The following is a 6,912-nucleotide window of genomic DNA, read 5'->3' as shown; positions in this document are numbered from 1 at the left end:
GAGTCCACCGGACCGCTCGTGTTGACCTTCGTGCCACTGGTCGTACCGGTGACATCCACCGAGAACGTGCAACTCCCACCAGCCGGCAACGTCGCACCAGTCAAGCTGATGCTGCCACCACCGGCCGACGCGGCGATCGTGCCACCACCGCACGAACCAGTCAGACCATTCGGCGTGGCCACCACCAGCCCGGCGGGTAGCGCGTCAGAAAAACCGACCCCGGTCAGCGGGGTGTCCACGTTCGGGTTGGTGAGAGTGAAACCCAGCGAGGTCGTCCCGCCAACCGGAATGGTCGCGTCATCGAAAGCCTTGGCGATCGTCGGTGGCGCGACGACCTCCGCGCCGACCGTGACGCTCGCCGACGCGGCGGCACCCGGGCCGCTCTCGTTCGAGTCCACCGGACTGCTCGTGTTGACCTTCGTGCCACTGGTCGTGCCGGTGACATCCACCGAGAACGTGCAACTCCCACCAGCCGGCAACGTCGCACCGGTCAAGCTGATGCTGCCACCACCGGCCGTCGCAGCGATCGTGCCACCACCGCACGAACCAGTCAGACCATTCGGCGTGGCCACCACCAGCCCGGCGGGTAACGCGTCGCTGAAGGTGACACCGGTCAACGCCGTACCTACGTTGGGGTTGCTGAGAGTGAAACTCAGCGACGTCGTCCCGTCCAACGGGATCGTCGCATCCCCGAAAGCCTTCGAGATGGTCGGTGGCGCGATGGACGCGGCGCAGAACGGTCGCGTGATCGTATTGCTAATCAACGTGACGGCACCGTTGCGGGCCAACACCCGTCCAGCGACGGTAGCTCCCTCACCCAGGGTCGCCGACTGCAGCGCCAAGATGCTTCCGACGAAGACGGACCTGGTGTTCAGGGTCGCCGAACTGCTGACCTGCCAGAAAACATTGCACGCCTGAGCGCCGTTGACCAGGCTGACCCGGCTGTCGACCGCGGTGATCAGATCGGATCCTGCCTGAAAGATGAACACCGAGTTGGGATCGTTCTGCCCGTCCAGCGTCACGGTGCCGGTCAGAGACATGGTGGCAGGCGACGTGTACACCCCGGCGACCAGGGTTTGGCCGCCGAGTTCGCCGACCGTACTGGTCGTGGGCTCAGCCGCGGCGAAGTTGTACGCGGTGGTCAGATCGGACTGGGCCTGCATCGCCTCTGTGTCACCGACGTGCGTTTCGCCGTTCACCACGGGAGCCCCAGTGACCGACGTACCCGGCCAAACACCCAGGTCCCCGTTGATGACCGAAGGACCGACGGGAGGCGGAACGTCGGTGACCTCCTGACCGGCCAACACCCCGTAGGTCTCGGCAACCCCCAACGGCACCGGGGACTGGGCCCAGGCCGGTGTCCCCACGACGCCGACAAGGATCGTCGTAGCGGCGACAGCCCCCGCCATCAACATTGCAGCAGAACGACGGCGCACGCGATACGCGAGCCAAGCAGATCTCGACACGGGATGCCCCCACCAACCAAGAGCCCGCCAGCGGGCAGATTCCACAATGCGAAAGTTGTACTGACGCTTGCGACGAGCGCCCCCAAAGCGTCGGTCGGAGTGTATCCGCGCAAAATCGCTTCAAAACGGCAAATAGCCAGAAAAGCACTAATCGGGACGTGTCAGTATCGCGAGATGTACTCCTAGAACGGGTAATCCGGTTGGCGGATCGTGGTGCCGGTCACGACCATCGCCGGGCATGCTGCAGGGCGGAGATCAGGGCGAGGGTGGATTCGGCGCCCTGGTTGAGGTTCGGTCCGTGCGAGGTCAGCCCGTCGTAGCCGCCGCCGGTCGACGGATCCCACATCCGCATGCCGACGTCGTTGTCACCGAGGAACCAGCCGACCGCCTGCCGTACTCCGGCCTCCCAGCCGGGGTCGCCGGTGACCGTGGCGGCGGTGGCGCAGGCGTCGGCGAAGGCGGCGACCTCGATCGGTTGCTGGTCGTGGGGCAGCCGTGCCGCGCCGCGCCGCCACCCGCCGGCGGGTACCACCGACAGGTGCCCGTCGCGAAGCTGGATGTCGCGCAACCAGCCCAGCATTCGCAGACCGTCGTCGAGGGGTGGCCCGTCGTGCCGCAGTTGGCTGGCGACGATGACGACCTCCGCGAGAGCCGCGCTGGCGTAGCTGAGCCCTTGCTGCGGCCAGGGCCACCGTGGGTCGGATCCGGGGCGGCCGACCGCAGCGGCCGCATCCGCCAGTAGCGTGGCCGAAGCGGTGTGGGTCGGGTGGCGGCGCAGCACCTCGACGGCGCCGAGCCCGGCGAAGGCCATCGCGTGTGGCGCCGGGGAGCGCCGGGCGGCACCGCGGCTGAAGGCGACAAGTGCCTCTTCCCGGATCCACGAGGCGGGACTGCGGGCAGCGGCGGTACCCAGCCCCCACAGCGCCCGGCCCCACCAGTCGCCGAGCCCGGGCTCGTCGGTCCAACGCCGGTCATGACCGAGCCGGTTACGGAAAGCGCCGCCGCGGTCCTGGGCGTGGGTCAGGAAGGCCAGGTAACGCTCGGCGAGCCGGAGCACCTCCTCGGTCGGTTCCGGCTCGCGGCTGGCGACGACCAGGCCGCGCGCGACGTCGTCGGTGCAGTAGCCGTGCTCGCGGCGGACGATGGCGTGCCGGGCGTGTTCGAACAGGCCGGTGTCGTCGCTCAGCCGGATCAGGTGCGCGAAGCTCGGCGCGGGCGCGGTCCGCCGGGGACCGCGGTCCGACGTGCTGGGGCGGCTGGCGGTCGTGGTCACGCCGATGCCGCGCTGACCACGGGCGGGTGGGCGGCGACGAGCCGTTCGGCGAGGGTGCCGTACCGGACCGCCACCGCCGGCCAACGCAGGTCCGCAGCGAGCGGCCGAGCGCGGCCGGCCAGCCGAGCCGCCAGGCCCGGTTCGTTGAGGATCCGCCGGATGGCGGCGGCCAGCGCCGCCGGATCCTGATGGGGTACGACCAGACCGGGACCGCCGGTGAGCAGCTCGACGGCGTGCGGGAACGCCGTGGCCACGACGGGCACCCCGGCGGCCACCGCCTCGATGAGCACCCCGGAGGTGACCTGTTCCCGGGAGTCATAGGGCAGCACGACCACGTCGGCGGAGCGGATCAAACCGGCGAGCGTGGGTTGGTCGTGGTAGACGTCCTGGTAGTCCACGGCATGGGCGACGCCCAGCTGCGCGCCGAGCCGGTGCAGTCCCGCCCGGTACGCCTCCCCCTGGCGCGCGGCCACCTTCGGATGGGTCCGGCCCGCGACGGTGTAGGTGGGTGTCGGGCCGAGATCCTGCAACCGCGCGAGGGCCCGCAACGCCCACTCGACGCCCTTGCCGGGGCCGAGCAGTCCCCACGTAAGCAGGTGCGGGCGGGTACGGCGGTCGGCAGGGACCCGGACATGGTCGGCGGCGCCGTGCGGGATGACCGTGACCTTGCCTGGGCGTACGGTGTAGCCGACGACCAGCCGGTTGCGAGCCGTGTCGGTCATCGTGACGACCGCTCCGGCGGCGGTGACGATCTGCTCCAGCAGCGACCTCTGCCGGGCCGAGGGCCGGCGGAGCACGGTGTGCAGCACCACGATGCTCGGCACGGTGAGTCGGCGCAGCAGCGGCAGGACGTCCTCGCCGTCGATGCCGGGGTAGATGCCGTACTCGTGTTGCACGACGGCCACGTCGAAGGTGTTCAGGACGGCGGCGGCGTCCCGCCATCCGACCTGGGCACGCGTCGACCAGGTGTGCACGACCCCGGATCCGGCCCGCAGGTCGTCGCCGCGGTCGGTGACCCGAACGATGCCGCCGCGCGCGCCGTCAGCGGTCAGGTGGGCGGCGAGGGCGGAGTTGAAGGTTGCCAGTCCGCACCGCGTCGGTGGGTGCGTGCTGAGGAATCCATAGCTGGGCATGGGTTTCGGGCCTTCCGGTTTGTCGGCCGCCGCCTGACTGCAGGGGCGGCCTCACGCGGTGACGGCGTCCGCCGGCCAGCGTGTGTGGCCGGCGGAACGGATTCGTTGGCGGTGGCCGGGTTCAGCGGCGCGGTCGATGCGTGAGGTGGTCGTAGACGGACAGGTAGTCGGTGACCATCCGGTCCACGTCGAAGCGCTGCCGGGCCCGGGCCCGGCAGCTGGCCCGGTCCAGCCCGCCGGCCCGGGTGACCGCGTCGACGGCCTGCTCGATGGTGTGCACGAGGAACCCCGTCACCCCCTCATCGACGATCTCCGGCATCGACCCTCGCGCGTACGCGACGACCGGCGTGCCGCAGACCATCGACTCCACGACCGACAGTCCGAACGGCTCGTCGAAGGCGATCGGGTGCAGCAGGGCGGTGCTCGCGCCCAGCACCTCCGCACGCCGTCTCGGGCCGACCGAGCCGAGGAAGACGACCTGGTCGCCGTCGATGTGCGGGGCCACCTGTTCGGCGAAGTAACGCTCGTCCTGCACGATGCCGCAGATGGTCAGCGGGCGGCCGGCGCAACGGGCGATCTCGATGGCCGTGTGGATGCCCTTGTCGGGGTGGATCCGGCCGAAGGCGACCAGTCCGGGGCCGGCGTCGCGGGTGAACGGCAGTCCGGTGAGGTCGACGCCGTGGTGCACCGTCGCGACGTAGTCGAGTTCGGCGCTCCGATCGGCGTCGGAGATCGACACGTAGGACGAGCGGGCCCGGGCGTACGCCGGAAGGATCCCCGTACCGGAGAAGCCGTGCACGGTGGTGAGCAGCGGAACACGGCAGTGCTCGGCGAAGGCCAGCGGCAGCCAGTCGAGGTGGCTGTGCACCAGGTCGAACTGCTCGGAGCGGGCCATCGCGTGGGAGACGTGCATCGCCTCCCACACGCGGCCGTCCATGGCCGCGTCGTCGGCGTACCCACGGGGGCACACACCGTCAAGGGCGGCGGAGGTGACGGAGTCCAGCGTCGCGAACAAGGTCACCTCCACGCCCCGGGTGACAAGTCCTTCGGCGAGCAGGCCGGTCACCTGCTCCCAAGGGCCGTAGTGGTGCGGGGGCGTCCGCCAGGCGACCGGACCGAGCAGGGCAACCCTCACGGGGATGATGCGTCGGCAAGATCGGCCGGATCAAGACGCAGAGTGGCGAGCAGCCCCACGTGCTCATGAAGGTCCACCCGCACCGGCAGTTCCCGCTCGACCCAGTCAGCCCTGACCTGCTGGCCCCGGTCCCGAAGGACATTGACGATCCGGTCCCTGGCGATGCTCATCGAATGCTCCCTGGCTCGGCCTGGCGTGGTCATGGTCATCTGGCGGAGGTGGACTGGCGGGCGCGTTCCTGTGAGTGTTTGATCTCCGCCTCGGCTTCGGTCCGGCCGGCCCAGATCCCGCGTTCGGTGTCGACGCTCTTGCCGGGTTCGAGGTCCTTGTACACGTCGAAGAAGTGTTGGATCTCCAGCTTGTAGAAGTGCTCCAGATCCGCGATGTCGCCGAGGTGCGCGAGGCGGGGGTCAGCCGTGGGCACGCATAGCACCTTCGGGTCGGGCCCCTTCTCGTCCCGCATGCGGAACATGCCGATGGCCCGGCATCGGATGAGGCAGCCGGGAAAGGTCGGTTCCTGTACCAGTACCAGCGCGTCAAGGGGGTCGGTGTCTTCGCCGAGGGTGTATTCGATGAAGCCGTAGTCGGCCGGGTACTGGGTAGCGGTGAACAGGGTGCGGTCCAGTCGGATCCGGCCGGTCCGGCGATCCATTTCGAATTTGTTGCGTGTCCCCTTGGGAATCTCGATGGTGACATCGAACTCCATGCGATTGCTCCGCTCCTCGGACGTTCAGTCGGCGGCCGGCTGTCGGCTTGGTCGGTGATGGCTTCGGGGTCCGGGATCTCGAACCGAGATCCCGGACCCCGCGCCTGCCGACCCGGCCGGTTGGAGCGTTCAGGCCCGGGCCGGCGCTGTGGGGTGTCGATCGGGTTGAAAATGGCCGCCTTCGGTCTCCCAGACGGCGACATCGTCGCCGTCTGCGACCAACGGTCGTGAGCGAGGGCTGGGCGGTACGGACAGGATGTTGGCGGCGCGGGTGGTGTTGGCGGGGCGGGAAGCCGCGAGCATGGCCGCCGTCGCCGCGGCGTACGTGGTCTCGGGTGCTATCACGGCCAGGTCGATCCGCAGATCCCGCCGGCCTGTGATGATCACCAACTGGGCACCGAGGGTGGCGAACCAGCCCACTCGCACCACCGCACCGCCGACGCCGATGCGGCACGGATGCCTTTCCCAGGCCGCCGGCTGCAACATGATGCGTTCGATCACGCCACCACGCCGTGCGGTCAGCGCCGTGACCAGGCTGCACAATTCGACGACCGGGTCGCGTGAGGTGGGCCACCAACCGCCGTCGAGCATCGCGCGGCTGGACGGCGAGTCGGTCATCCGCAGGCGTGCCGTAGGCGGCTCACCGGTGCAGACCCACGTCATGCGGTCCTCGGCAGAGCTGACCATCAGTTCCGCCCCTCCGGTACGTCGGTGCCCGGGTCGGTGTCGGCGGGGTCCGGACGGGTGTTGGTGGTGTAGGAGGTGGTGCGGTGCCTGCGGGTCAACAGCCGCAGTCGGATGATGCGCCGCACGGTGGCTTGCACGGTCACCAACAGCACACCGAACACCGCAGCGAGCAGCAACGCGACTCCCATCGGCAGTTGCCCCTGCGCGCCGAAGAAGTGCACCTCCGTGCGCTGACCGTTCTGTAGGATGAAGATCAAAAGCAGGAGCAGCACCACGGCGGACGCTGCGAACGCGACAAGCGAACCCCCGGCGCGGACACGCGGCCCAGGACGGGGCCGGTCGTTGATCTGCGGGCCCGGCTGCACGTTGGTGGAGCGGGCGGAGCCGGTGAACCTAGACATCGTGGACCTCATCTCGACGGTGGTGCGCGAAGTACGCGAACCGGAGCCGCCGAGGTCCAGGACGACATCCTCAGCCTACTCTCCGACTGGCTGATCGGCCCGCCCGAGATG

Annotated in this window: 8 protein-coding genes; all 8 read right to left on the bottom strand. The window is 69.5% G+C overall.

Annotated elements, in window-relative coordinates; genetic code table 11:
• Positions 1-1,511 (bottom strand): ice-binding family protein (locus KBX50_RS28970; RefSeq protein WP_210941041.1); only part of this gene is annotated, 1,511 nt, incomplete at its 3' end.
• Positions 1,512-1,686: 175 nt separating this feature from the next.
• Positions 1,687-2,739, bottom strand: coding sequence for a glycosyltransferase (locus tag KBX50_RS28965; protein ID WP_210941040.1), 1,053 nt, complete (start codon positions 2,737-2,739; stop codon positions 1,687-1,689).
• The gene (locus KBX50_RS28960; RefSeq protein WP_210941039.1) at positions 2,736-3,872 is read right to left on the bottom strand and encodes a glycosyltransferase; all 1,137 of its coding nucleotides are present in this window, start codon (positions 3,870-3,872) and stop codon (positions 2,736-2,738) included. The genes KBX50_RS28965 and KBX50_RS28960 overlap by 4 nt, the downstream gene beginning before the upstream one ends.
• 121 nt (positions 3,873-3,993) lie before the next feature.
• Positions 3,994-5,007 carry a glycosyltransferase family 4 protein gene (locus tag KBX50_RS28955; protein ID WP_210941038.1) on the bottom strand — a complete coding sequence of 338 codons (1,014 nt, stop codon included), beginning with the start codon at positions 5,005-5,007 and terminating at the stop codon, positions 3,994-3,996.
• Positions 5,004-5,177, bottom strand: coding sequence for a hypothetical protein (locus KBX50_RS28950; protein ID WP_210941037.1), 174 nt, complete (start codon positions 5,175-5,177; stop codon positions 5,004-5,006). Before KBX50_RS28950 ends, KBX50_RS28955 begins: the two co-directional genes overlap by 4 nt.
• A 35-nt stretch (positions 5,178-5,212) precedes the next feature.
• The gene (locus KBX50_RS28945; protein WP_210941036.1) at positions 5,213-5,713 is read right to left on the bottom strand and encodes an inorganic diphosphatase; all 501 of its coding nucleotides are present in this window, start codon (positions 5,711-5,713) and stop codon (positions 5,213-5,215) included.
• Positions 5,714-5,842: 129 nt separating this feature from the next.
• Positions 5,843-6,400, bottom strand: coding sequence for a DUF5994 family protein (locus tag KBX50_RS28940; RefSeq protein ID WP_210941035.1), 558 nt, complete (start codon positions 6,398-6,400; stop codon positions 5,843-5,845).
• Positions 6,400-6,801, bottom strand: a complete 402-nt coding sequence (locus tag KBX50_RS28935; RefSeq protein ID WP_210941034.1) for a lipopolysaccharide assembly protein LapA domain-containing protein — start codon at positions 6,799-6,801, stop codon at positions 6,400-6,402. The genes KBX50_RS28940 and KBX50_RS28935 overlap by 1 nt, the downstream gene beginning before the upstream one ends.
• Positions 6,802-6,912 lie beyond the last annotated feature (111 nt).

The organism is Micromonospora sp. C51 (assembly GCF_018070435.1).
GTDB lineage: Bacteria > Actinomycetota > Actinomycetes > Mycobacteriales > Micromonosporaceae > Micromonospora > Micromonospora sediminimaris.
The sequence above is the reverse complement of the archived record's forward strand: the minus strand, read 5'-3'. Positions and strand labels throughout refer to the sequence as shown.

Coding starts and splice junctions, on each gene's coding strand:
- KBX50_RS28945 (WP_210941036.1), bottom strand. CDS start 5,713: ATGGAGTTCGATGTCACCATCGAGATTCCCAAGGGGACACGCAACAAA.
- KBX50_RS28950 (WP_210941037.1), bottom strand. CDS start 5,177: ATGAGCATCGCCAGGGACCGGATCGTCAATGTCCTTCGGGACCGGGGC.
- KBX50_RS28935 (WP_210941034.1), bottom strand. CDS start 6,801: ATGTCTAGGTTCACCGGCTCCGCCCGCTCCACCAACGTGCAGCCGGGC.
- KBX50_RS28960 (WP_210941039.1), bottom strand. CDS start 3,872: ATGCCCAGCTATGGATTCCTCAGCACGCACCCACCGACGCGGTGCGGA.
- KBX50_RS28940 (WP_210941035.1), bottom strand. CDS start 6,400: ATGGTCAGCTCTGCCGAGGACCGCATGACGTGGGTCTGCACCGGTGAG.